Annotated in this window: 25 protein-coding genes; 19 read left to right on the top strand and 6 right to left on the bottom strand. The window is 37.3% G+C overall.

Going from position 1 to position 25,328, the window contains the following annotated elements; translation table 11 throughout:
• Nucleotides 1–52 precede the first annotated feature (52 nt).
• The 6 genes from PSR12_RS15600 to recO all read left to right on the top strand — a co-directional run bounded on the left by PSR12_RS15600 (nt 53) and on the right by recO (nt 5,388).
• Nucleotides 53–2,173, top strand: a complete 2,121-nt coding sequence (locus tag PSR12_RS15600) for an HD family phosphohydrolase (RefSeq protein WP_221680078.1) — start codon at nt 53–55, stop codon at nt 2,171–2,173.
• A gap of 8 nt (nt 2,174–2,181) precedes the next feature.
• The gene (ybeY, locus tag PSR12_RS15595; RefSeq protein WP_048392192.1) at nt 2,182–2,655 is read left to right on the top strand and encodes an rRNA maturation RNase YbeY; all 474 of its coding nucleotides are present in this window, start codon (nt 2,182–2,184) and stop codon (nt 2,653–2,655) included.
• Nucleotides 2,656–3,006 carry a diacylglycerol kinase family protein gene (locus PSR12_RS15590; RefSeq protein WP_221680079.1) on the top strand — a complete coding sequence of 117 codons (351 nt, stop codon included), beginning with the start codon at nt 2,656–2,658 and terminating at the stop codon, nt 3,004–3,006.
• Between the two features lie 59 nt (nt 3,007–3,065).
• On the top strand, nt 3,066–3,479 hold the full coding sequence (locus PSR12_RS15585; protein WP_221680080.1) for a cytidine deaminase: 414 nt from the start codon (nt 3,066–3,068) through the stop codon (nt 3,477–3,479).
• Nucleotides 3,466–4,383, top strand: a complete 918-nt coding sequence (era, locus tag PSR12_RS15580; protein ID WP_004227129.1) for a GTPase Era — start codon at nt 3,466–3,468, stop codon at nt 4,381–4,383. The genes PSR12_RS15585 and era overlap by 14 nt, the downstream gene beginning before the upstream one ends.
• Nucleotides 4,384–4,602: 219 nt before the next feature.
• Nucleotides 4,603–5,388 carry a DNA repair protein RecO gene (gene recO / locus PSR12_RS15575; RefSeq protein ID WP_257520196.1) on the top strand — a complete coding sequence of 262 codons (786 nt, stop codon included), beginning with the start codon at nt 4,603–4,605 and terminating at the stop codon, nt 5,386–5,388.
• A gap of 24 nt (nt 5,389–5,412) precedes the next feature.
• Here the strand turns inward: recO and PSR12_RS15570 are convergent, their stop codons facing one another.
• Nucleotides 5,413–6,699, bottom strand: a complete 1,287-nt coding sequence (locus tag PSR12_RS15570) for an S-layer homology domain-containing protein (RefSeq protein WP_274769643.1) — start codon at nt 6,697–6,699, stop codon at nt 5,413–5,415.
• Between the two features lie 839 nt (nt 6,700–7,538).
• On the opposite strand from PSR12_RS15570, the gene PSR12_RS15565 reads away from it, so the two are divergent.
• Complete coding sequence (locus PSR12_RS15565; RefSeq protein ID WP_257520194.1) at nt 7,539–9,257, top strand: HD-GYP domain-containing protein; 1,719 nt, start codon at nt 7,539–7,541, stop codon at nt 9,255–9,257.
• A 52-nt stretch (nt 9,258–9,309) separates the two neighbouring features.
• Here PSR12_RS15565 and PSR12_RS15560 read toward each other — a convergent pair whose 3' ends face one another.
• The gene (locus PSR12_RS15560; RefSeq protein ID WP_004227145.1) at nt 9,310–10,695 is read right to left on the bottom strand and encodes a glycine--tRNA ligase; all 1,386 of its coding nucleotides are present in this window, start codon (nt 10,693–10,695) and stop codon (nt 9,310–9,312) included.
• Nucleotides 10,696–11,123: 428 nt separating this feature from the next.
• Between PSR12_RS15560 and PSR12_RS15555 the strand changes: the two genes are divergently transcribed.
• The 11 genes from PSR12_RS15555 (at nt 11,124) to PSR12_RS15505 (ending at nt 20,756) form a co-directional block, all read left to right on the top strand.
• Entirely contained in the window at nt 11,124–11,756 is a 633-nt protein-coding gene (locus PSR12_RS15555) for a transcriptional regulator CcpN (protein ID WP_004227151.1), read from the top strand.
• Between the two features lie 15 nt (nt 11,757–11,771).
• Nucleotides 11,772–12,584 (top strand): pyruvate, water dikinase regulatory protein, encoded by an 813-nt coding sequence (locus PSR12_RS15550; RefSeq protein ID WP_004227157.1) that lies wholly within the window; start codon nt 11,772–11,774, stop codon nt 12,582–12,584.
• A gap of 206 nt (nt 12,585–12,790) precedes the next feature.
• On the top strand, nt 12,791–14,623 hold the full coding sequence (gene dnaG / locus PSR12_RS15545) for a DNA primase (RefSeq protein WP_081011013.1): 1,833 nt from the start codon (nt 12,791–12,793) through the stop codon (nt 14,621–14,623).
• Nucleotides 14,624–14,655: 32 nt separating this feature from the next.
• Nucleotides 14,656–15,783 carry an RNA polymerase sigma factor RpoD gene (gene rpoD, locus PSR12_RS15540; RefSeq protein ID WP_004227165.1) on the top strand — a complete coding sequence of 376 codons (1,128 nt, stop codon included), beginning with the start codon at nt 14,656–14,658 and terminating at the stop codon, nt 15,781–15,783.
• 245 nt (nt 15,784–16,028) lie between these two features.
• Nucleotides 16,029–16,595 carry a hypothetical protein gene (locus tag PSR12_RS15535; protein ID WP_004227167.1) on the top strand — a complete coding sequence of 189 codons (567 nt, stop codon included), beginning with the start codon at nt 16,029–16,031 and terminating at the stop codon, nt 16,593–16,595.
• Between the two features lie 462 nt (nt 16,596–17,057).
• A complete protein-coding gene (locus tag PSR12_RS15530; RefSeq protein WP_004227169.1) occupies nt 17,058–17,423 on the top strand; it encodes a c-type cytochrome in 366 nt (121 codons plus the stop codon).
• Nucleotides 17,424–17,587: 164 nt separating this feature from the next.
• Complete coding sequence (locus PSR12_RS15525) at nt 17,588–18,280, top strand: tRNA (adenine(22)-N(1))-methyltransferase (protein WP_221680084.1); 693 nt, start codon at nt 17,588–17,590, stop codon at nt 18,278–18,280.
• Between the two features lies 1 nt (nt 18,281).
• Nucleotides 18,282–19,403 carry a Nif3-like dinuclear metal center hexameric protein gene (locus PSR12_RS15520; RefSeq protein ID WP_202341242.1) on the top strand — a complete coding sequence of 374 codons (1,122 nt, stop codon included), beginning with the start codon at nt 18,282–18,284 and terminating at the stop codon, nt 19,401–19,403.
• 14 nt (nt 19,404–19,417) lie between these two features.
• Nucleotides 19,418–19,642: a hypothetical protein gene (locus tag PSR12_RS15515; protein ID WP_048392200.1), complete on the top strand. Its 225-nt coding sequence runs from the start codon at nt 19,418–19,420 to the stop codon at nt 19,640–19,642.
• A 111-nt stretch (nt 19,643–19,753) separates the two neighbouring features.
• Nucleotides 19,754–20,002 (top strand): DUF2164 domain-containing protein, encoded by a 249-nt coding sequence (locus tag PSR12_RS15510; RefSeq protein WP_221680085.1) that lies wholly within the window; start codon nt 19,754–19,756, stop codon nt 20,000–20,002.
• A gap of 214 nt (nt 20,003–20,216) precedes the next feature.
• Entirely contained in the window at nt 20,217–20,756 is a 540-nt protein-coding gene (locus tag PSR12_RS15505; RefSeq protein WP_009370126.1) for an NADPH-dependent FMN reductase, read from the top strand.
• Nucleotides 20,757–20,818: 62 nt separating this feature from the next.
• On the opposite strand, the gene PSR12_RS15500 is transcribed toward PSR12_RS15505, so the two are convergent.
• A complete protein-coding gene (locus tag PSR12_RS15500) occupies nt 20,819–20,998 on the bottom strand; it encodes a hypothetical protein (RefSeq protein ID WP_054550103.1) in 180 nt (59 codons plus the stop codon).
• Between the two features lie 264 nt (nt 20,999–21,262).
• On the opposite strand from PSR12_RS15500, the gene PSR12_RS15495 reads away from it, so the two are divergent.
• On the top strand, nt 21,263–21,889 hold the full coding sequence (locus PSR12_RS15495) for a hypothetical protein (RefSeq protein WP_221680087.1): 627 nt from the start codon (nt 21,263–21,265) through the stop codon (nt 21,887–21,889).
• A 72-nt stretch (nt 21,890–21,961) separates the two neighbouring features.
• Here PSR12_RS15495 and PSR12_RS15490 read toward each other — a convergent pair whose 3' ends face one another.
• The 3 genes from PSR12_RS15490 to PSR12_RS15480 form a co-directional block, all read right to left on the bottom strand.
• A complete protein-coding gene (locus PSR12_RS15490) occupies nt 21,962–22,498 on the bottom strand; it encodes a tubby C-terminal domain-like protein (RefSeq protein ID WP_274769636.1) in 537 nt (178 codons plus the stop codon).
• A gap of 153 nt (nt 22,499–22,651) precedes the next feature.
• On the bottom strand, nt 22,652–23,911 hold the full coding sequence (locus tag PSR12_RS15485; RefSeq protein WP_009370130.1) for a dicarboxylate/amino acid:cation symporter: 1,260 nt from the start codon (nt 23,909–23,911) through the stop codon (nt 22,652–22,654).
• Between the two features lie 264 nt (nt 23,912–24,175).
• Nucleotides 24,176–25,225, bottom strand: a complete 1,050-nt coding sequence (locus PSR12_RS15480; protein WP_221680089.1) for a TRAP transporter substrate-binding protein — start codon at nt 25,223–25,225, stop codon at nt 24,176–24,178.
• Nucleotides 25,226–25,328 lie beyond the last annotated feature (103 nt).

The following is a 25,328-nucleotide window of genomic DNA, read 5'->3' as shown; positions in this document are numbered from 1 at the left end:
GAAAAATGTATGTTGAATTGGTATGATAGTAGGTAGATAGAGGAGGTGCCAGATGGAGAAACAACTTCGAAAATTTACAGAGCTTATCGGTTTTCGCTACTTTCTTATCATCATTCTCATTTTAACAGGTGGCCTACAATTTGGGTTCATGTATGGCAATGTTAAAGGAGTTACATATGATTTCAAACCATTACAGCTTGCGCCTGAAACCGTACGATCTACTAAAACCATTGAAGACACTTATAAAACTCAGCTAGAGCGAGAAAAAGCTGCCAATGCAGTGGATTCAGTCTATCAATTTTCGGAGGATGTCGCCAAGCAAAGAGCAGCGATTGTAACATCATTATTTGATTATGTTTTGGAAGTGAAAAAAGATGTTGCAAATAGTAAGGAACCTATTCCTATTGCAGACCAAGTTACACAGCTTCGAAAGAAATTTGAATCCATTGACGAAGACCAGATGCCGTTAATTTTTACAGATTCTCAGCTGGAAGGTCTGTTAGTGCAAAGTGAAGATGATTTAACTAGAACAAGTACGCAATTATCTAAATTTGTAGAGGAATATTTACAAAAATCCATCCGACCAGAGAACGTCTTTGTTGCACAAAATGATTTTGAAACAAAGATTCGTGGACAACGAGGATATCCTGATAAAATATTCAATACAGTCGTGTTAATAGGACGTACAAGCATTATTGAAAATGAAACAATTAACGAAGAACAAACAAAGATTCGAAAACAGCAGGCCAAAGAAAGTGTAGAGCCAACAAGAATTTTACAAGGTCAGATTATTGTTCAAGAAGGCCAAGTTATTGACAATGAGGCTTTTAGACAATTAGAGCTATTAGGGATGGTTAGTAATAAAGCCTCCTTGAAGCCGATAGCAGGGCTTATTATTTTAACGCTACTGCAAATGATGTTTATGTATATTTTATTTGAGCGTTGGGAGACTAACGAACAAAAAAAACGTAATGCACTGTTAGTGACAGTGATTGTTTATAGCTTGTCTATTTTGCTCATGAAATTTATTAGCTTAGTTTCTAGTGGCTTTGATGTGACGATTGCCTTTTTATTCCCGACAGCACTAGCTACGATGCTTGTACGATTGCTAGCAGATGAGCGAGCAGCCGTATTAATTACAGTTATGACGGCTGCTTCAGCAGGAGTAATTTTTCAAGAAGGCTATTCTTCAGTTATGCAAATGGAAATTACGCTGTATATCATATTCGGAGGGTTTGCAAGCCTATTCTTTTTGCGTAGTGTGGAAAAACGCTCACATATTTTACATGCGGTTGGTGTGATTTCCCTTGTAAACATGGCATTTATAGCGTTTTATTTGTTAATGACACAATCATCCTATGGTTTACCAGAGTTAGCCTTTTACTTAATAGCAGCGATGTTATCTGCCTTGCTTTCAGGGGCATTAACGATGGGACTTTTACCATTCTTTGAATCGGCGTTTAGCTTGCTTTCGTCTTTACGCTTAATTGAGCTATCCAATCCCAACCATCCATTATTAAAAAAATTATTAATGGAAACTCCAGGGACATATCATCATAGTGTGATGGTAGCGAACTTAGCGGAAGCTGCGTGTGAAGAGATTGGTGCTGACGGTTTATTAGCACGTGTAGGTTGTTATTATCATGACATTGGTAAAACCAAGCGACCTTCCTTTTTCATCGAAAATCAGATGTCGGGCATCAATCCGCATGATTCGTTACCACCTGAAACAAGTGCAGAGATTATTATCGCCCATACGACAGATGGTGCCAATATGTTAAAACGTTATAAAATGCCTCAAGAGATTATTGATATCGCTTTACAACATCATGGCACAAGTTTGTTAAAATTCTTCTTGTTTAAAGCAAAGGAAGAAGGAAAAAATATTGATGAAGCAAAGTTCCGATACCCAGGGCCCAAACCACAAACAAAAGAAGCAGCTGTTATCAGTGTTGCGGATAGTGTCGAGGCAGCAGTACGTTCTATGAAAGAACCAAATGCAGAGAAAATTCAGAAGCTAGTACGAGCGATTATCGATGATCGCGTCCAAGATAATCAGTTTGATGAATGCGATATTTCAATAAAAGAGTTAAAATGTATAGAGAGAGTACTTTGTGAAACGTTGAATGGGATATTCCATTCACGTATTGAATATCCAAAGGCAGATAAGTAGGAGGATCTATGATTTTAACAATTGATTTTACGGATGAAACAAATGAAGTGGGAGCACAACATATCGAACTAGTTGAAAAGCTATTACAGCATGCTGCAAGTGTAGAAAATATTGAGCCAGAAACAGAGGTTTCGGTGACGTTTGTAACGAACAAGGCAATTCAAGATATTAATCGTGAATATCGTGGCAAGGACCAGCCAACAGATGTCATTTCCTTTGCGCTAGAGGAGCTAGGGGAAGGGGAAATGGAAGTAACTTTTGAAGGGATGCCACGTGTATTAGGTGATATTATTATTTCAACAGACCGTGCCAAAGAGCAGGCTGAGGAATATAATCATTCCTTTGAGCGAGAATTAGGCTTTTTAGCTGTACATGGTTTTTTACATTTACTTGGTTATGACCATATGGAGCCAGAAGAAGAGAAAGTGATGTTTGCAAAGCAAGATGAGATTCTACAAACTTTTGGCTTAGGTCGAGACTAGATGGATTTGCGAAAATACTTGCGATCTTTTGGCTATGCTTTCGAAGGCATCATAACTGCAAGTAAAGAACAAAATTTGAAATCACATATAGTAAGTGCAATCATTGTTATACTGGCTAGTTATTTGACAGGTTTATCTCGTATGGAGTGGTATATTGTGCTACTATTAATAGCACTGATGTTTGCGCTGGAAATGATGAATACAGCTATCGAACGGGTAGTCGATTTAGCTTCCCCAGAGATTCATCCGCTTGCTAAGCAAGCAAAAGATATTGCAGCAGGTGCAGTGCTTGTATTTGCACTATTCAGTGCTATAATCGGATTACTCATCTTTCTGCCAAAATGGTTTTAATGGAAATGAGTGTCTTCTAATTGAAAATAAACCATAAATGTGAGGGAGAATTAGTATAGATGACAATGGATATGCATGCATTATTAGAAGAATCAAAAAAGGCACGTGAAAAAGCCTATGTTCCTTATTCAAAATTTAAAGTAGGGGCAGCTCTACTAACAAAAGATGGAGAGGTTATTCACGGCTGTAATATTGAAAATGCAGGCTATAGTATGACAAATTGTGCTGAGCGTACAGCGTTTTTTAAGGCAGTATCGGAGGGGATTTACGAATTCGAAGCCATTGCCATTGTAGCTGATACGGAAGGACCATGCGCCCCATGTGGAGCATGTCGCCAGGTCATGATGGAGTTTTGTGCTCCAACTATGCCTGTCTATTTAACGAACTTAAAAGGTGATGTGACGGTAACGTCAGTGGGCGAATTACTACCGTTTGCATTTACGACGGAGGATTTAGAGAATGCAGGAAACTAAAAATGGCTATAAATCAGGCTTTATCTCCATCATTGGTCGTCCAAACGTTGGCAAATCGACATTTTTAAATCGTGTCATTGGCCAAAAAATTGCGATCATGAGTGATAAGCCGCAAACAACACGAAATAAAGTACAAGGCGTACTGACAACAGATGATAGCCAAATGATTTTTATTGATACACCAGGTATTCACAAGCCAAAACATAAACTAGGCGATTTCATGCTGAAGGTTTCTAAAAACACATTGCGTGAAGTGGACGTTATTATGTTTATGGTTAATGCTGAGCAAAAACTCGGTAAAGGTGATGAATTTATTTTAGAAATGCTAGCAGGAAATCCAACACCTGTCTTTTTGGTCATCAATAAAATTGATGCCATTCATCCAGATGAACTAATGGGAATTATTGAGAGCTATAAAGAGCGCTATGACTTTGCGGAGATTGTACCGATTTCTGCGCTACAAGGCAATAATGTTGAAAATTTATTAGTGACCTTGGCGAAGTATTTACCAGAAGGACCTCAGTATTACCCGGCTGATCAAGTGACAGATCATCCTGAACGATTTATTATATCTGAACTTATTCGTGAAAAAGTTCTACATTTAACGCGTGAAGAAATTCCCCATTCTATCGCAGTGGTAATTGATAAAATTCGTCGTGATGAAGAAAATGAGGATAAAATTCATGTAGCGGCTACGATTATTGTGGAGCGTGATTCTCAAAAAGGGATTGTTATCGGAAAACGTGGAGCCTTGCTAAAAGAAGTGGGGACACGTGCGCGAAAGGATATCGAAATGCTCCTAGGGTCTAAAGTTTATTTAGAGCTATGGGTAAAGGTGCAAAAAGATTGGCGTAATAAAGCTACACATTTACGCGATTTTGGATTCCGTGATGATGAATATTAAGTTTTTTCCTGACTTAGCAAATGAGTTGCCCCGATCGTGAACATTGCCCGTTGAATCAGGAATAGACGCCAAATTTTGACGTGACGGTTTTAGAGGTTAACTTCTTCTTATAGGGGCAAAAGGATCTAGGAGTATTGATCATTTTATTTTTGAGCTGTCCAAAATTATTTTGGGCAGCTCTCTTTTCATGGATAGTTCTTTTAAGAAAGGAGGGGGATTATGCTTCATAAATGGGAGGGGATTGTATTAAAGGTTCGCGCTTATGGAGAATCTAATAAGATTGTTATTTTGCTAACTCGTGAAGCTGGCAAAGTGGCTACGATGGCTAGAGGGGCAAAAAAACCTTCTAGTAGATTGGCTTCCATCACGCAACCCTTTACCTATGGGATGTTTATGGTACAACATCATACGGGCATGGGAACTTTGCAACAGGGAGAACATTTAAATTCAATGCGCCATATTCGTGAAGATATTATGGCTACTGCTTATGCTAGCTATATTATGGAATTAGTGGAGCGAGTTGTTGAAGAAGGAAAGCCAGAGCCTTTTGCATTCGATGTTTTACTACATGCACTACAAGCAATTGAGGATGGCTACGATCCTGAAGCCATTACGCTATTTGTTGAATGGAAAATGTTGCCCTATACAGGTGTACAACCTATTTTACATGCCTGTGCTGCGTGTGGCGCTGTAGATGGGGAATTTGCTTTTTCCTTTGCTCAAGGAGGATTCTTATGCCATCGCTGTTATCAGCATGACCCCTATATCATTCGCTTAACGCCAACACAGCTAAAACTTATAAGGATGTTCTACACTGTTCCTATCGACCAAATTGGAAAAATAGAGCTAAAAAAAGAAACAAAATATTTCATTAAAAAAATTATAACAACCATCTATGAAGAACAAACCGGTATTCGGTTTAAGACGAGAAAATTTATTGAGCAACTAGAACGTACCCCTGAACTGCAAATTCGCTCGAAAGACGAAATGCCAGATGAATCATAATGTTCATCTGGCATTTCACGTTATTTAAAATTCATCCTCATCCTCCGACACTAAAAAGGCCCAGTGTCCAGCAATTTTTTTACTTTCAATATAAATGTATGCTGTTTGGTCATTTTTACCTGTTAAATGGAGAATCGCTAGACCTTCAGCTTTTGGCGTAACATGTAGTTGTCCGTTAAGAATCGTCGCTTTTACAGGCACTGGCTCAAAACCAAAGCTTTCGAGTGCTACATGTGTTGGTTCAAAAGGTAATTCTTGCGTTGTTAGTATTAATTCATCTGTCAAATGATATAAATCAATGCTGCGAACAAAATCATAGGAATACACATCTGCAGCCATCTTTTGCTGTTGTGTCCCATTTGAAAATGTAACAATGAATTGTCCATTTTGCAAGATGGATAGTGTTTGATCTTGTTGATTAAAGTTATATAAATTTGAAGCGAGTGGCTGTCCATTCGTGTTTTGAACCGTCACCTCTGCTGGCATGAATGGTAATTGACTCTCAGACAAATCGAGTGGTAAATTTTCGATATAATCATTTTCATTTACTTCTTCAAGCGTTACCTTCAGCTTACCATTTACGTTTTTGACATGTACTAAATAAAAAATGTCAGTAAAATCCTCTGAATCATCAGTAAATCCAGTAATCACTAATTTGCCCGTACCTTCTTTTATAGGGGTTATCGTGATAGACTCTGTCATATCTTCCTCTTCATGCCATGTGAAAATATCCTCTGCTGGCTCAAGACCACCATAAGAGGCAAAAATATAGTCCTGCTTAAATTGATTTGCATAGACGGTTGCATTGCCTTGCAACTTTTCAGCTCGTACAACAAAAGCAGCCAATTGAGAGCGCTTTACATTGCTTTTGGGGCCGAAAGTCGTTGCAGATGTTCCTTTGGTAATCCCATTTGCAAACAATGCTTTAATATGAGGCTCAAATTCATTCCCCTTTTTAACATCTGTAAACGGTAATTGCGTGTTACTCGTATTTGTTAATCCAAAGCCTTTCGCAATCATTTTGGACATTTGCTCGCGAGTTATATGTTGAGTAGGGTAGTAGTAACCATTTGCACCATTAATAATCCCAGCATTTGCTAATGCTGCAATGGCTCCGTAGTTTTCATCGCCAGGTTTGATGTCTTTGAATATAATGCCACGCTCTGCTAATTGAATAATAGCCTTACCTTCCTCATTGGTTGGGTTGACATCAGGGAAAAATGATGCTGCATGTGCGGGTGGTGCGATAATAATCGCACTTGTTACTAAAGCAGAAGCCATAGCTAGTTGAAATAAACGTTGTGACTGCAATTAAATTCCTCCAAAAAGTACAATAGAAAATTTTATAGTATATATGTTTCTGGTTAGACCCTCCTATGTATCAGTTCAAACTTCCGGACGAATGAATGTTAAAAGGTGATGTGTCTTTAGACTGTTAATTTTTCATTATTTAACAGCTAATACTAACTATAATAACTTATTTATACCAAAAAGATGGAACAACGCATAGAGGGAATTTCATCCATACCATGACGTGTTTGGTAATCAATGCTACCTTAAGTAAAAGGATGAGTTAAAACTAATTAACTTGCGTAGCGCAAAACTCGCTTCATTTTATCTTTTTAAATAAAAAGTAATACCTTTGATTTTATAGGAGGATGCAACTATATTATCTTTCTTTTTAATGAATAAATTTCAATTTTTACAAAATAAAATTATTGCAGAAATTTAATTTTATTCGTTATTTTTTTGTCTTTAAATGAAGAATATAAAGTCTTATTTATCTATATTTATACTTATATCTATATTTATAAGTATTTTAATAGGTAAAAAGATTTGTATTTTTGTTTAGTTTTCATTATATAAGTGGTAGAAACTGTTCATTCGAGACCCATATACTAGTTGAAAAGGCATTTTAACCTATGATATTGTAAATGGTATAGATAATGGTAATTATATTTTTTAAATATAATTAAGTCGTTTAATCTCCATCGAAACTGATGTACGCTAGATCACTTTAGACATGCCTATGAAATATAAAAGCCTCTATCAGCAAAACGTATTGTTATACGTTTATCAGAATAGCGCAGTCCTATGGAAGAAGGAGGGAGTCACATAGTGCTTAGTACATTGCGTATGTGGCAAAATATATGCTACGAAAAGTAACCTTAAGTATTCATGAAGTTGAAGCAAATGATATATTAGCAGAAGATATTTTTTCAGAGTATCGTTTATTGGCTAAAAAGGATTTAGTTTTAACGGAGCGAATTATTGCCTTACTTAAACTTCGTAAAGTAGATGAATTAGCTGTCTATTTGCCATCTGATTCAGTTCGAGTTGTCCATGATTTAAGTGCTCAACGAACAAGAGAATATGAAGATCTATTTGCCCCATTAATTGAAAAAAGAGATCCTGTGGATGATTATAGAGAGACAGTCAGTCAGCTTTTTATGACAACGTTGGAAAATGTCGTGCACGAATTACGCTATGGACAAATTCTTAAAAGCATACAAGATACGGCTTATGTAAGAGGTGTTTTTGAAAAGATTTTGGAAAAAAAACATCGCTATGAGCTACTTATGCGTTTAAAGGAATGGGACGAGTATTCATTTGTCCATTCATTTGATGTGTTTGTATTAGGTACAATTTTCGCTAGATACCTAGGTTTAACAGATATTGAAACATTAGCTAGGGGCTACCTGTTCCATGATATCGGGAAGGTTTTTATACCACAAGAAATATTAAATCTGAAACGTAAACTCTCTGAAGATGAGTTTGATATTGTAAAGACGCACACAACAAAAGGCTACGAGCTACTCATGGAACATAACGAGGAAGACATTGCCTATTTGGCACGAGATCATCATGAACGTTTTGCGGGAAAGGGCTATCCAAATCAACTTTGTGCGGATGATATGAGTGATGGTGTACAATTATTACAAATTGTTGATGTATATTCAGCGATGACATCCAAGAGAGTCTATCATGTTGGCTATGGTGCTACAGATGCTTTAGCCGTCTTATACAGAGATCGACATTTATATAATGAGAGCTTTATGCATAAATTTGTAGAATGTTTAGGGATTTACCCAGTCAACTCTGTTGTTATGTTATCAGATAATCGCAGTGCACAAGTAGAACTTGTTTATGATTTATTTCCTACATTACCAAAAGTAAGATTGTTAGATGAGCAAAAATCAATGAATCTACCTTTGAACTATAGTGTGAGAATTACGAAAATGATCGACTATCGAGCGAATAGCTTTGAAGAGATTTTCAACTTATTTGTGGAGCAATTAATCCGCTGTGACGAAAATAATCTGAGAATTCATTTTAATAAATTAATTGACCATTTACATCCTAAAGAAATTGTCTTAAAAATTTTTCTGCCAGCCTTTCGTATTTTACGTTTACTAACAAGAGAAATCCAAACGGATATGACAAAGTACCGCAATTCTATTGGTATTTTAAAAACGCTACTAGAAGAGCAATTAAACGTTTTATATATGGATTATCAACATGAGCAAACGACCATATTAGTTGTGGAGACATCGTTGCGTGAAAATTTCTTCATTAAGCTTGTTCAAAGTATTTTGTATATTGATAAAATTGTGCCATTCTTTATAAACCCAGGTGATGATCAACGTATTACACAATTGATGGAACATTGTGATGTCAATGTCGCTTACTTTATTGAAGATGAACAAACTTTTGACAAACGGGTTCGTCCAATGCGAGAAGGTACATTCCTTTATTACTCACTAGCGGATATTGAGGAGCTATTAGTGAGCTTAATAGGTTTGAGCATGAAAAAGTTTTCATTCGAGGAAAAAATGCAAGAGCGCTTATTTTCAACATATAAAGCATAAGAAAGAGGGAGTTGCCTGCTGGCTACCCCCTCTTTTTTGAGCATTAAAGTGATTAGAATTGTAGGTGTTTTTCAATATAGGCTTTTACTTCAGCAATAGGCATACGAACTTGTGTCATAGAGTCACGATGACGTACTGTTACTTGGCCGTCCTCTTTTGAATCAAAATCATATGTGATACAGAATGGTGTACCAATTTCATCTTGACGACGGTAACGTTTACCAATTGATTGTGATTCATCAAAATCAACAGGGAAGGCTTTACGTAGTTCAGCCCAAACATCTGTAGCTTCATCAGATAATTTTTTAGAAAGTGGTAGCACGGCAGCCTTAAATGGAGCCAGAGCAGGGTGGAAACGTAAAACCGTACGTTTATCATCACCTTCTAGTTCCTCTTCATCATAGGCATCACACAGGAAAGCTAATGTTACACGATCAGCTCCTAATGATGGTTCAATACAATATGGAACATAACGTTCGTTTGATACAGGATCAATGTAAGTGAAATCTTCACCAGAGTGCTCCATATGTTGTTTTAAGTCGTAATCTGTACGATCCGCTACACCCCAAAGCTCTCCCCAGCCAAATGGGAATTTGAATTCGATATCTGTTGTAGCGTTAGAGTAGTGAGATAGCTCATCATCCTCATGGTCACGAAGGCGCATCGAATCTTCTTTCATGCCTAGGTTTAGTAACCAATTTTTACAGAATTCTTTCCAATATGCATGCCATTCAAGGTCTTCACCAGGTTTACAGAAGAATTCAAGCTCCATTTGTTCGAATTCACGTGTACGGAATGTAAAGTTACCTGGTGTAATTTCGTTACGGAAAGATTTACCGATTTGTGCGATACCAAATGGTGTACGTTTACGCATAGAACGTTGAACGTTTTTAAAGTTCACGAAAATACCTTGTGCCGTTTCTGGGCGTAAATAAATTTCATTTGTAGAGGATTCCGTTACACCTTGGAATGTTTTAAACATGAGGTTGAATTGGCGAATATCTGTGAAATCAGCCTTTCCGCAATCAGGGCATACTACGTCATATTTAATCATTGTTTCTTTCATTTGGTCGAATGTCATACCATCAACAATGATTTCATCGCCCTTCGCTAATGCAGCGTCTTCGATAATTTTATCTGCACGGTGGCGGGCCTTACATGATTTACAGTCGATCATTGGGTCATTGAAGTTTCCTACGTGACCAGAAGCAACCCAAGCTTTTGGATTCATCAAAATAGCAGCATCGATACCTACATTGTATTCAGATTCCTGAACAAACTTTTGCCACCATGCTTTTTTAATATTATTTTTTAATTCCACACCTAGTGGACCATAATCCCAAGTGTTTGCTAAACCTCCGTAGATTTCAGAACCAGGGAAGACAAAGCCTCGATGCTTCGCTAAAGATACGATGGTTTCCATTGATTTGTTAGCCATAAAATAGCCTCCTTTAATTTTTTAATACGTTGTTTTAGCGGTAAAAACGCCAAAGTTTTTTTCATTCAGTTGCAACTAAATGAAAATAGCACCCGTCTCCGGGCACAATGTATGCCCAGGGACGAGTGCTAATACCCGCGGTTCCACCCTGATTGTTTTAAACAAGTAGTTTAAAACCTCTTTTCAAAAAGTTAGCTCAGGGAGTGCCTTTTCTCTGTTGCTGTGTAGACTTTCACCATCTTCTACTCGCTATAGAATGGAACAGATACTTTTTTCCCATCATCGCCTGTATAACGCAATTTGCTCGAAAATACAGATAGAGCAAGCGTATGTGTCAATATTGTAGCATGTAGTTCTTTAATTCGCAATAATTATTAAAATAGTATATAATAATTGAGCATAAGTATAACACTATTAGATTTGAGGCGGTGAGTCCAATCGAACTCAATAAACGTCAGGAAGACATATTACAAATTGTGAAAGAAAATGGCCCTATTACGGGGGAACATATTGCCGAACGTCTCAATCTGACAAGAGCAACTCTAAGACCGGATTTAGCAATCCTAACAATGGCAGGATTTCTGGATGCGAGACCAAGGGTTGGTTATTTTTATTCAGGTAAGAAGGCATCTGTTACATTAATAGATAGTATTCACAATTTAAAAGTGAAGGATTTTCATTCAGGGCCAGTAGTTGTCCCTGAAACAATGACGGTTTATGATGCAATTTGCTTTATGTTTTCAGAAGATGTTGGTACACTCTTTGTCGTAGATAAGAATGAGTTTTTGACAGGCGTACTATCTCGCAAAGATTTACTGCGTACAAGTATTGGTACGCAGGATTTAAATAAAATTCCAGTACATATTATTATGACGCGTATGCCAAATATTTCGTACTGTGAAAGATCAGATTCTTTAATTGTTGCAGCGAACAAACTTATTGAACGTGAGGTTGATTCACTACCAGTAGTTGAACCGCAAGAGGGTGGTTTAACGATTGTTGGTCGTCTTACAAAAACAACGATTACACGGGCTTTCTTATCTCTTGCACAAAATGTCTAAATGAAGGAGAGCTGCATGAAAAGATTACGCGTATTTGTTGTATCTGATTCTGTCGGTGAAACTGGTGATCAAGTTGCAAAAGCGGTTATTAGCCAGTTCCGACCGGGTCTTGAAAATACTGTAATTCGTCGATTTCCACATATTCAATCAGAGGAGCTTATCCGTAAAATTGTTTTTCTTGCTTCGCAACAGCGAGCATTTATTGTTTATACACTGGTTCGCCAAGAAATGCGTAAATTATTACATGATTTATGTGAACAAGAAAAAATTCAGGCTGTGGATATTTTAGGTCCGGCCTTACAATCAATGGCAGCTTTTATGGAAGAAAATCCTTTGGAAACGCCTGGCATTGTTCATCTGCTGGATGATGATTATTTCAAAAAAATTGAAGCGATTGAATTTGCGGTAAAATATGATGATGGTAGAGACCCACGAGGACTATTACAAGCTGATATCGTACTAGTTGGTGTATCAAGAACTTCTAAAACACCACTATCACAATATTTAGCCCATAAAAAATATAAAGTTGCGAATGTACCTTTAGTGCCAGAGGTAGAACCACCAGAAGAGCTATTACAGATAGACCCTAAAAAATGCTTTGGTTTAATTATTTCCCCTGAGAAGTTAAACTCAATCCGGAAAGAAAGGTTAATGTCTCTCGGCTTGAATGATGATGCTATCTATGCACAGCATGAAAGAATTCTTGATGAGATTCAGCATTTTGAAAAAATTGTCGGTAGAATAGGTTGTCAAGTTATCGATGTGACAAATAAAGCTGTTGAAGAGACAGCAAATACGATTATCGAACATATTTTGACCTGTAAATAAGGATAGAATTTTAAACCACCTCGGTTAGCAGAGGCGGTTTTTTTGAGTGGATTTTAAAAACGGTATAGATAAAAACTAATTTTTGTTTTATAATAATAAAATTGTGGTAAAAATATTTATAAGAGAAAAATCCTAATTTTTTGTCGAGAAATAAAGGAATTTTAAAACGAATAGCGAATTGTGTTTCTAGAACGCAAATATTAAAGATGGTGATGGATTTGGCAGGGAAGATTCCAGAAGAAGTAATTGAGCAGATTCGCACACAATCAGATATCGTTGATGTTATTAGTGAATACATGCAGCTTACTAAGCGTGGGCGAAATTGGTTTGGTCTCTGTCCATTTCATGGAGAGCAAACACCGTCTTTTTCTGTATCTACAGATAAGCAAATTTTTCATTGCTTTGGTTGTGGTGCAGGCGGCAATGCCATTACTTTTGTAATGGATATTGAAGGCATTTCTTTTCCAGATGCTGTTGTGAAACTTGGGGAACGTGTTGGCATACACTTAGATGTTGAGCCAAGTTTCCCTGGAGGAACGAAAAAGATATCTAAAGCGGAAGAAAGGATGAAAGAAGCACACGCTTTTGCAGCAGATTTTTTTCATCATTTACTGTTGAATACAGAGGATGGTGAAGAACCTTTAAATTATTTGCTAGAAAGAGGATTTACAAGGGAACTTATCGAATCTAATAACATTGGTTGGTCTCTCCCAAGCTTTGATGCATTAACAATATTGCTTGAAAGAAAAGGTTATAACTTACAAGAAATTGCCGAAAGTGGCTTAATCATCAAAAGAGAGGGAGAAGAACGTTATTTTGATCGTTTTAGAGGACGTATCATGTTTCCTATTCGAGATGAGAATGGTAAAATTATTGCCTTCTCAGGACGTATCCTTTCATCCAATGGTGAGGAAGCAAAATATTTAAATAGTCCAGAATCACCAATTTTCCAAAAAAGTGAAGTGCTGTATAACCTAGATAAAGCACGAACTTCTATCAGAAAAAATCGTCAAGTAGTATTGATGGAAGGATTTATGGACGTTTTAGCAGCCAACTCTGTAGGTGTAATGAATGTTGTTGCGACAATGGGTACTTCGTTAACAAATCAGCATATCACAAAGCTAAAGCGCTTAGTAGAGCAAATTACGATTTGCTATGATGGTGATAATGCTGGATTTGATGCAGCGAAACGAGCGGCGCAGCTACTGCATACAGAGCGAATGAAAGTCGATATTGCCGTGTTGCCAGAAAAATTAGATCCTGATGAATACATTCACACTTTAGGTGGACAAGCATTTAAGGAACAAATTTTGGAAAAACCTCATGCGTATATTGCTTTTATGATGATGCATGCTAGACGCAATAAGAACTTTCAATTTGAAAATGATACGCTTCAATATATTCAAGAAGTTCTTGAGCAGCTAGTGGGAAGATCTTCACCAGTTGAACGAGATTTGTATATACGACAGCTATCAAATGAAACAAACATCTCGGAAGAAGCCATTTATGCCCAATTCCGAAAACTGGAGGCTAATCAGGTACGTTCTGCTAAAGTAGAAATGCCTACACAGATACCTTCAATGCCAGTCACGCAACAACAAAAGCCTATGGACGCAGCTGAACGTGCCGAACGTTTATTACTGGCTCATATGCTTCATAATATAGATGTAGTGGACAGGGTATTACGTAGTGAGCAAAAAGAGCCATTTGTACGAGATGCCTATATGGCAGTTTTTGTTCGCTTAGTTGGATTTTATGAGGAGTATGGTCATCCTGATTATCAACGTTTTGTGGAAATTTTGGATGACGCTGAATTGCGAAAAATTGTCATGGAAGCGGCTTTAGTTGAGCGAGATCCTGATCAAGCAGAGGCAGAGGTTATGGACTCTATCCGTCAGCTTCAAAAATATAGAATTGAGCAAGAAATTTATCAAAAGATGCATGAGTCAAAGGAAGCGGAGAAGATGCATGAGTATGCACGTGCACTTGAAATCGCCCAACAGATTATTCATTTAAGAAAATCGTTATCGGCGATTTAACCCGATTCGGTTGTTTAGAAGGAGGAAGGTTTATGGCGGACAAGTCAGAACGTTCAAAAGAGATAGAAGTAGAAATTACATTAGATGATGCAAAAAAATTCCTACAAGAAAAAGCAAAAACAGAGGGTGAAATTTCAATGAAAGAAATTTCAGAGAAACTAACACCTTATGAATTGGAAAACGAAGAAATTTTCCATTTTGCTGAGGATCTTGAAAAGCATAAAGATATTCAAATCATTGGAAAAGAAGAATTTGAAGAAGAAAGTCTAATGAAAGAAGAAGCGAACGAAGAAACTTTCGACTTAAATGATTTGAGTGTGCCACCAGGTGTTAAAATCAATGACCCTGTACGTATGTATTTAAAAGAAATCGGCCGAGTGGATTTATTATCTGCTGAGCAAGAAATTGCACTTGCTGAACGCATTGAGCAAGGGGACGAGGAAGCACGTAAACGCCTTGCAGAAGCGAATTTACGTCTAGTTGTATCGATTGCAAAACGCTATGTTGGTCGTGGAATGCTATTCCTTGATTTAATTCAAGAAGGAAATATGGGTCTTATTAAGGCTGTTGAAAAATTCGATTACCGTAAAGGATTTAAGTTCTCGACTTACGCTACATGGTGGATTCGTCAGGCGATTACACGCGCAATCGCTGACCAAGCCCGTACGATTCGTATTCCTGTTCATATGGTCGAAACCATTAATAAATTAATACGTGTACAACGTCAACTTTTACAAGATTTAGGTCGTGAGCCTTCTCCAGAGGAAATTGGAGAAGAAATGGATTTAACACCTGAAAAAGTACGTGAAATTTTAAAAATTGCACAAGAACCAGTATCTCTTGAAACACCAATTGGAGAAGAAGATGATTCCCATTTAGGAGACTTTATCGAGGACTCAGAAGCACAATCTCCTTCCGACCATGCAGCCTATGAACTGTTAAAAGAACAATTAGAAGATGTACTAGATACATTAACAGACCGTGAAGAAAACGTACTTCGTTTACGTTTTGGGTTAGACGATGGTCGCACACGTACATTAGAAGAGGTTGGAAAAGTCTTTGGCGTAACGCGTGAACGTATTCGTCAAATCGAGGCGAAAGCACTAAGAAAATTACGCCATCCTTCTCGTAGTAAACGTTTAAAAGACTTCTTAGAATAAAATTTAAAATAGCTGGAGCTATCCAAGTAGTGAGATAATGACTAATTGGTATAGCTCTTTTTTTATAGGCTTGAAAAGTGAACAAAAAGAAATTAGCCTTGCTATTCACCTATCGATGTTATGCAATCATAGATAATTAGAATGAGGGAAATGCTAGATTTGCGACTTTATACAGATGTGTTTTCAAATAGTGTGAGATAAAATTGTAATACAACCATTATTAAGCAATGTTTGGAGCTAACACTATGACAAATCCTCGCAAAAAAATAATCCTTAATGAAATTTTGTTTTGGAAGCAAAATAAACTTTTACCTGAGCACTATTGTGACTTTTTAGCAGCTCTTTATACGGAGGGGGCTGATATAGAGGAGTTAGAACCAGTGCAACATCCTAAACAAGCGGTCTTGCCATCAGAAAAAAGAAAAATGATCCTATTGGTAGTGGGTCTATGTATCGCCATAATGGCTGTTTTGGCACTTTATTTTACAATGCAATCATTAACATTGATTTTTACAGTAATTGTGGGAGTAGGCGCATGCATCTTATTTATTGCTGCGTGGCAAATGGCGCGAAAAAAACATCTACTAGCTCCCATTTTTCATGTACTAGCGGCCATCCTGTTATTTAGTATGTCGATCCGCATTTGTACTACATATTTTAGTGGAAATAATACGGTTTTATTTTGCTTGATTGCAGCAAATTGTGTCATTTGGCTTTTGTCAGGTATTAAAATGAAACTTCTATATTTCACAGTCTCAGGTGCTTTAGGATTAATAGCACTAGTGGGGTACTATATCATAAATTTATCTTGATTTAGCAAATGTTATTTGTATCGATGTACAAAGGACTCCATCTACTATATCAGGTAAGAAACTTAATTGAACTTTAGTGTTTATATAAAACCATAATTTGTGACAATTTATCTATAATAGGGTCAGTATCATGTTAAAGTTTTTACCTCAGGAGATTCAAAATCTGTACGCTAATTAAAAACGTACAGATTTTTTAATTTTGGGTATATGAATGAGTGAAAAGGGTATGATAACAGCATAAATATAATGAAAAAGAAATTGTATAAAAGGATAAATTTGACCAAATTTGGATGTTGGCAAGACATATTTTATCCAATAGATACAGAAATGTCGAATTTGTTACAAACAAAGGAAAACTTAGCGAATAGGGCTTTTCGTTTCTTTGTTAATGAAGTACAATATTAGATGTTGACTGATTCTATATTATAATAGAAGTAGACTTAAAATGAGGAGGGGAAACTTATGAAAAACAATCCAGTCGTTCCTTACATCTTAATTCTGGCATTTGGTATTGGTCTTATTTTCTTCATGTCTTTACAAGGTGCAGATAACAAGAAAGAAATTGCTGCTGAACATGAGGGCGGTGGCGAAACTACAGAAACTACAGACGCAAATGCTGGTGGTGATGGAGCAGCATTAGTACAATCTTGTATCGGTTGTCACGGTGGTGATTTAACTGGTGGTATGGGTCCAAACCTACATGGCTTAGATGAAGCTCGTATCGTAGAAGTTTTAACAAAGGGTATCGAAGGTACTCCAATGCAACCAAACATGAAAACTGAAGAGGAAGCAAAAGCAATCGCTGAATACATTTCTACTTTAGAATAGTAAAACTGACAAGTAGCTGTACTGAAATAGTACAGCTACTTTTTAGATTTAAGCATCATGAAGATGGGGTTGTCCACATAGAAATGTGAGACAACTCCATTTGTTTTTTTTCACGACATCATCCATACTATTAATGGACTCTATTGAAGATAGGCGGTATAAAAATGAACGCACAAAAACTTTCAAAGCGATTAGAAGCAGTAGCAAAATTTGTTCCTACAGGAGCAGTCATGGCGGATATTGGTAGTGACCATGCCTATCTACCATGTTATTTAATTCACAAAGGGACTGCCTCATATGCCATAGCAGGAGAAGTTGTAAGAGGACCTTATGAATCAGCGGTAGGACAAGTACAAAAGGAAAACTTAACAGAAAAAATTACAGTACGCCTTGCAGACGGTTTAGCAGCGATCAAAGAAGCTGACCATGTGGATACGGTGACAATTGCTGGCATGGGTGGACCATTAATTGTTTCCATTCTAGAGAAGCATCCAGAAAAGCTTCAAGGTGTCACACGTCTAATCCTACAACCAAATATTCACGCCAAGGTTATCCGTGAGTGGGCTTTAGCACATCAATGGGCGATTCTTGATGAAGAGATTTTAGAGGAAGATGATAAAATCTATGAAATCCTTGTGTTACAAAGAGGCCAAATGGAGCTCTCTACAGCAGAGATTTTGTTTGGACCTAAGCTAAGCCTGCGTAAATCACCAGCATTTACGAAAAAATGGTTGCGTGAAAAAGACAATTGGCAACGTGTACTACAATCCATTGAGGGAGCAGAACAAACACCTGAAATTGAAGAAAAACGTGCAGAGTTAACGGCTCTGATACATTTAGTAGAAGGAGTTTTGTAAGATGAAAACGGTAAATGGCCAAGAAGTTATTCAAGTGTTCGAAGCATGGTCACCGAAAAAACTAGCTTGTATGGACAATGATCCAATTGGACTAGCGATAGGGACCCTAAACAAACCTGTCAGTAAAGTGTTGGTGACGTTAGATGTCAATGAAGCCGTGGCAAATGAGGCAATAGAAAAAGGCTGTGAGCTGATTATCGCACATCATCCACCAATCTTTAGACGCCTAGCGAATATCCGCACAGATCATCCAGCAGGGCGCTTATATGAAAAGCTGATTAAACACGATATTGCTGTATATGCCGCTCATACAAATTTAGATGTAGCCGAAGGTGGGGTAAATGATTTATTAGCAGATGCCCTACAGCTAAAAAACCGTTCAATATTAGAAGAAACGTATGCTGAGAATTTGTTGAAGCTGGCAGTCTTTATACCAACTGCTAATGCACAAGCATTACGTGAGGCGCTTGCAACAGCTGGGGCGGGTCGTATTGGCGACTATGAAGCATGTAGTTACACAACGACTGGAGAAGGTCGGTTCCGTGCACTAGCAGGAGCTAATCCGTTCGTTGGCTCTGTTGGCGAATTACATGTGGAGGAAGAAGTAAAGGTAGAAGTTGTTTTTCCTGAATCCATGAAAGGCCGCGTGTTAAAGGCCATGCTTACTAGTCATCCTTATGAGGAGCCTGCCTATGATGTGATACGTCTTGAGCAGCAAACAAATGTGATGGGATTAGGGCGTGTAGGTTACTTAACAAAGGAAATGACGTTACAACAATTTGCTGAATTCGTTAAACAGCAACTAGATGTGCCAGCTGTTCGTGTAGTGGGTGATTTACAATCGAAGGTCAGCAAGGTTGCGCTTGTTGGTGGAGATGGTAATAAATATATCTATGCGGCAAAACGTGCAGGAGCTGATGTTTTCTTAACAGGCGATATGTACTTCCATACAGCTCAGGACGCACAAGCCATTGATTTACAAATAGTAGATCCTGGGCATCATGTAGAAAAGGTAATGATTGCAGGAGTAGCAAAAAAAATGGCTGAACTATGTGAGGATAAAAAATACTTGGTTGAATTCATCCAATCAACGATCCATACAGAACCATTTTTATTTGTATAAGTGAGGGAACAAATATGGCTAATGAAAGACCAGCTGGTAATAAAGCCGGCAAGCTATGGATCATGATTGGTTTATTCATCGTTGTTTTTGGTATTGGTATGACGGTGATGACAAATATGGTCAATGATAAGAAAATCGATGCAATGACACAGCAATGTGAAGATGATGGTGGACAAGCGATTGTAGCAAAGGAGAAAAACTTTTTATCCACTAGCTATTCATTTGAATGTAAACAATGAGATGGAGGCTGAACGCTAGCAGTACTAGTGTTTCAGCCTTTTTGAATGCAAGGAATCTATGAACAGTGATAAGATGAAAAAAAATTGATTAACAGAAGTGGAGAGAGTGTCTTGTTTATTCGTTTATCTAAAGATCAGCAGGAAATGATTCTTGCTGATATCCAACGGTTTTTTTATAATGAGCGTGATGAAGACATTAGTGAATTTGAAGCTGAACGTATGTTAGATTTTATCAAGGAGCATATTGCCCCCTATATTTATAATGCCGCCTTGTCAGATGCCAAGTATATTGTGGAAAGACAATACGCCTCTATTGAAGAGGAATTAGAGGCATTGGAGCAGCCCATTAAAATAAAATAATCCTCCTTATCCCTCTAGTTTAAATATTTGACAGGTAAGAAAGCTTGATGGTACCTTAATCTTGAATTAGAGATAATTCAATTCTAACTATTCAAAGCTAATTTTCGGGTGATGAATAAAGGGATATTTCCCTGACCAAAATGGTTACGAGTGGCGAACACGTACGAAGAATCGTGATGGAGTCACAAGAATGGATGATAAGAGGAGGCGTCATATGTTAAAAATCGGTATTATTTTAGGAAGTACGCGAGAAGGTCGTGTAAGCCCACAAGTTGGAACTTGGGTAAAGGAAGTTGCGGAAAAACGTCGTGATGCGGAATATGAAATAATTGATATCGCTGAATTTAAATTACCATTTTTAGGGGAACCAGGTGGAGATACTTCTGGGGTAGCTACATGGTCAGAAAAAGTAGCAGCTTGTGACGGCTTTGTCTTTATTGTTGCGGAGTACAATCACTCCATTACAGGTGCATTAAAAAATGCATTAGATTATTTACGAGTGGAATGGAACAATAAAGCTGCTGGTATCGTCTCTTATGGTTCTGTTGGAGGAGCGCGTGCAGCAGAGCATCTACGAGGAATTCTCGGAGAATTGCTAGTTGCTGATGTTCGAGTGCATCCAGCATTATCATTATTTACTGATTTTGAAAACGGCTCTGTCTTTAAACCAAAAGAGGTGCAAGCCGATTCTGTTCATCAAATGTTAGATCAGCTTGTGCCATGGTCAACTGCTTTGAAAACAATTCGATCCTAAACTTAAAGCTTTGATTCAGACGGCCGCTTTCAGAAAGCGGTCGTTTTTTGATGAGGTAATCATTAATGTTTGATTTCTTCAAGGACTTTTTCCTTTAAATCATTCTCCATCGAAGATAGTTTTACTGTATTGGTGAGGCGCTCTTTTAGTTCTTTATCTGTCATAATGCCACGTTCCTCTAAGATTTGTACAAGTAGATTTAATGTCAGTATATTTTTAATATCAGCTGCTTTTGATGCCATATAAAACCCTCCATAATGATAGAATTACTACCTCTTAAGTGTACTCCTTTTTTAGAAGCATGGCACAGAAAGAACAAAACAAAGCAAATTTATTTCGTGTCCCGGAATATGTAGGGAAAAATAAGCGATATAATTTCCCTTATGAAGAGGGGAGATACTGTATTCGACACTTCGCATTTTAGTATGATAAGTGTGAGCTGTTTCAAGCTAGAAAAGCGAATATTGTAGTAAAAGGGGACATACCTTCCTATCAGGAGGGATTCAATGGGTAAACGGTTTGGGCTTGTCATCGGACTGTTGGTAGTCATTATATCTATGCTGGTCCTATTTGATAAATTTGCAGGAGAGAAAAGATCAGAAGCAAATAAAGAGGCTCAATCGCTTATAACAAATGAAGAGTTGAGTCTAGCTCGATTGAAGGATAAGCTACTTGAAAAGTATGTCGGCATTGACGTTAAAACGACGGCAGAAAAGGAATTAGTAATCCAAGTTGTAGGCGAAGAAGACTATTTCCAGTCAATCAAAAAAGATATGGAATCCACAGCAAAAAATGCTTTAAAAACGTCTCCCCTAAAGGACTATCCCATAGTTTTTGAAAGATGGGAGTTTACCTCCTTGCTTGATAACAACAAGATAATGGGAGATGATATGAACCTTTTGATGGAAGATTTAATTGCGGGCTTAGAAGTTTTTGACGTATATGAATATTTAGTCATTGAAAATCGAACAACTATTACCATACAAACAAGTATAAAGGGCGTTACGCATGAGGCACTTGAGTTAGCGTTAAGGATGGAAGAAGCCATCAAGAAGATTGTACAAGCAAAAGCATCACAAAATGATTCCTATGTTATTAACATATTAAATGCCCAACGAGAAAAAATAAATTAGCTGTATAGAAAAATAACATAGGATTAAGGCATCGAGAGGTTAACGCTCGATGCCTTTGACATATTTAAGCAACTATGTAGTTGTTGCAAAGAGAGCTTGATAAAGAGTTGCTAGGAGTGCAAAAAAGCGCATATCATCCGTTTGGAAAAGCTTAAACTGTATGCCTATCTGTACTAGCTCAGTTTCAATAGAGCTTGCACTCGCAATCTTTTCGTCATTGCAATATAAATAAGCCGTAGAGGTAAAATCCTTTTCAAAACGAAATTCTAAATCGTCCATTTTGAATGAATAAGAGGATTCTAATAATTGCACTGTTTTCCGTTGAATGGGTATCAAGCTACCATCAGGCATAACAATTTGATGGCTGACTCCTTTTGTTAGCAGGGTAGATTGTACTTGAAAAAGTGGTACACCTAATGTAGTGCGTGTCTCATAACGGAATGGTAATGTTTGCTGTGCAGCTACCAGCAAGACAGCATTCAATACTTTACCAGCAGAGGTACGTTCCATTTTTTGAAGTACACATACTGTTTCGTTGTGTTCATTCACGATTGGAATATCAGTAAAGCTTTTAAAGCCCTTCGGATAGGTAAGTGTAAATGTTGTCATAAAGAGACCTCCAGTCATTATTTATACGAGTATGCAGTCGAGGAGGTTTCAAGAAACTAGCTCTATGGTGTTTTTTATTTACATGCCTCTCTATAAATAAATGAATAGGCTGCTGAAGAGCAAATTATTTCGCTTTCAGCAGCCCTTTTCTTTTTATGATATTTGGGTATGACCAGACAGAGCTCGCTTTTCCTGCTCTGTATCAAATTCTTTTTCCATTTTTGACACGACCACTGTTGCGACACCATTACCAATTAGATTTGTAACAGCACGTGCTTCTGACATGAAGCGATCTACGCCGATTAAAAGGGCAATCCCCTCTACTGGGATCATCGGGAATGCTGCTAATGTTGCTGCAAGTGTAATAAAGCCAGAGCCTGTTACACCAGCTGCCCCTTTAGAAGTAAGCATTAAGATGGCTAATAACGTAATTTGATGCCAAACATCTAAATCCACACCATAGGCTTGCGCAATAAAGATCGCAGCCATTGATAAGTAAATGGATGTTCCATCTAAGTTAAATGAATAGCCTGTAGGAATCACTAGCCCTACCACTTGCTTTGAACAACCATAGTTTTCAAGCTTACGCATCATGGAAGGTAATGCAGATTCAGATGAAGATGTTCCGATAACGATAAAGATTTCATCTTTAATGTACTTGATAAATTTAAAAATACTAAAGCCAAAATAATGGGTAATCAATCCAATAATCACAACAATAAAAATGAACATTGTAATGTAAACAGATAGCATTAAAAATCCTAAGTTTCCTAATGATTTAAGTCCAAAATTTCCGATTGTATAACTCATGGCACCAAACGCACCAATGGGTGAAATTTTCATCACCATGTTAACGATTTTAAAGAAAATATCTGCTACTTGCTCGAAAAATTTAATAACAGGTTTAGCTGGTTCTCCAATCGCCGCAGCAGCTAGTCCAAATAAAACAGCTGAGAACAAGACTGGTAATAATTCACCATTTGCTAAAGCACCAACTACATTTTCAGGAATAATTTGCATAATAAATGCACCTAAACCATGTTCTGCAGATGCCGCTTCGGTATATTGTGAAACATCAGCGCCGCTTGCTGCATCTGTATTAAAACCTTTACCTGGTTGAACAATATTGACAACGATTAAGCCAATTGCAAGGGCAAAAGTTGATACAATTTCAAAATAAATTAAAGCTTTTCCACCAATTTTACCAACCTTTTTGACATCCCCCATGCTACCAATGCCGATTACGACTGTTAAGAAGATAATTGGTGCTATTAACATTTTAATAAGTTTAATAAATATATCCGCCAATATTTTGAGCTTTGCCCCGAATTCTGGGAATGTTGCTCCGACGATAATCCCTAGGACAATGGCGATCAATACTTGTACTGTTAAGTTTTTAAAATTTATCCGCATATAGTTCTCCCCCTACAACATCTATGAATATTGTGTGAACGCTTTCATGTGGTTATCATAGCTGAAATTTTCCGACAATAGTGTTTATGACCGTAATGGTTGTATTGTTCATTTTGTTCATTCTGAGAGAAGGGGGGATTAAAGCTAGTAATGTCAAGGGTTTTAAGCTGTTTTATAGTAGTTATGATATTTTGGAATCTATTATAATACAAAAGAAAAAATCCTTACGTTTTGTAAGGATGTTTTCATTAATGAACAAAAGTATTAGGGAGCAACGATTTTTTCAATCTCTGCTAAGACATGATCGTTTTGAATATGACCTCTATAAAAATCATAAACAGGTACAAGTTGTTCCTTAAAGCGCTGTCTTTCTTGAGGACTCATTGTATATACATCAAAATCATCTAGCTGTTTCAGCTTGTCCATATCTTGTTCATTCATAAGTTCAGCCTGCTCAAATTGCCAATCGGTTGTTTCTTTCATAGCATCCAACAGCTGATGCTGAATTTTGATAGGTAGTGAATTCCAAAAGGTTTCATTCATTAATACAGCATAGCCTAAAATCCCATGCTGGGTGATAGTCATATGCTTTTGTACTTTATAAAAACCCTTTGAATAGATATTAGAAGCGGTATTTTCTTGTGCATCAATAGCATGCTTTTCTAAATCCGAAAAGACCTCACTAAAAGAAATAGGTATAGGTGTTGCATTGACTAGTTCAAATTGCTTTTCTAATGTTTTACTTGGCATCGTACGTACTCGTAAGCCCTGTAAATCTTCAAATGTATAAATAGGCTGCTCAACAGAGGTTAGATGCTTAAACCCATTGTACCAAAAGCCAAGCCCTTTAATATGGAACGGCTCTAGCTCATTGACCAATTGTTCGCCAATAGAACCCGTTAGGACTTCCTTTACTTGCTCATTTGTATTAAATAGAAAGGGTAAATCAAGCACCTGCCAATTAGGAACATAAGCTGTCATTTTAGAAAAAGTAGGGATGATCATTTCCACTTCTCCCTTTTGCAATGCCTCAAATTCATTTTCATCATTAAATAAAGAGGAGTTGGAGTAGACATGTACTTTGACCTTCCCGTTTGTTTTTTCTTCTACTAGCTCAGCAAATTTGTTGGCAGCTTGACCTTTAGGGGTATTTTCAGCGACGACATGACTTAAATGAATGGTTATCTGTGTGTCTAAACCCTTTTGCTCATCATCATAGGGAAGTGGCTTGGCGAATAGTAATCCTTGTTGAACACTGATAGTGAGGATTAACACAAGCACAGTTATAATCGTTCCAATAATAAATTTTTTCATTGTATACACCCAATTAATTCGTATTTTCTGATGTTTTTGTTATTCTAACATATGGAGTAAGCTAAAATATAGTAGAAGGGAGGCGGTCAGTTGAAATTTCAGA

This window comes from Lysinibacillus sp. G01H, from assembly GCF_028872195.1.
Classification (GTDB): Bacteria; Bacillota; Bacilli; order Bacillales_A; family Planococcaceae; genus Lysinibacillus; species Lysinibacillus capsici.
The sequence above is the reverse complement of the archived record's forward strand: the minus strand, read 5'-3'. Positions and strand labels throughout refer to the sequence as shown.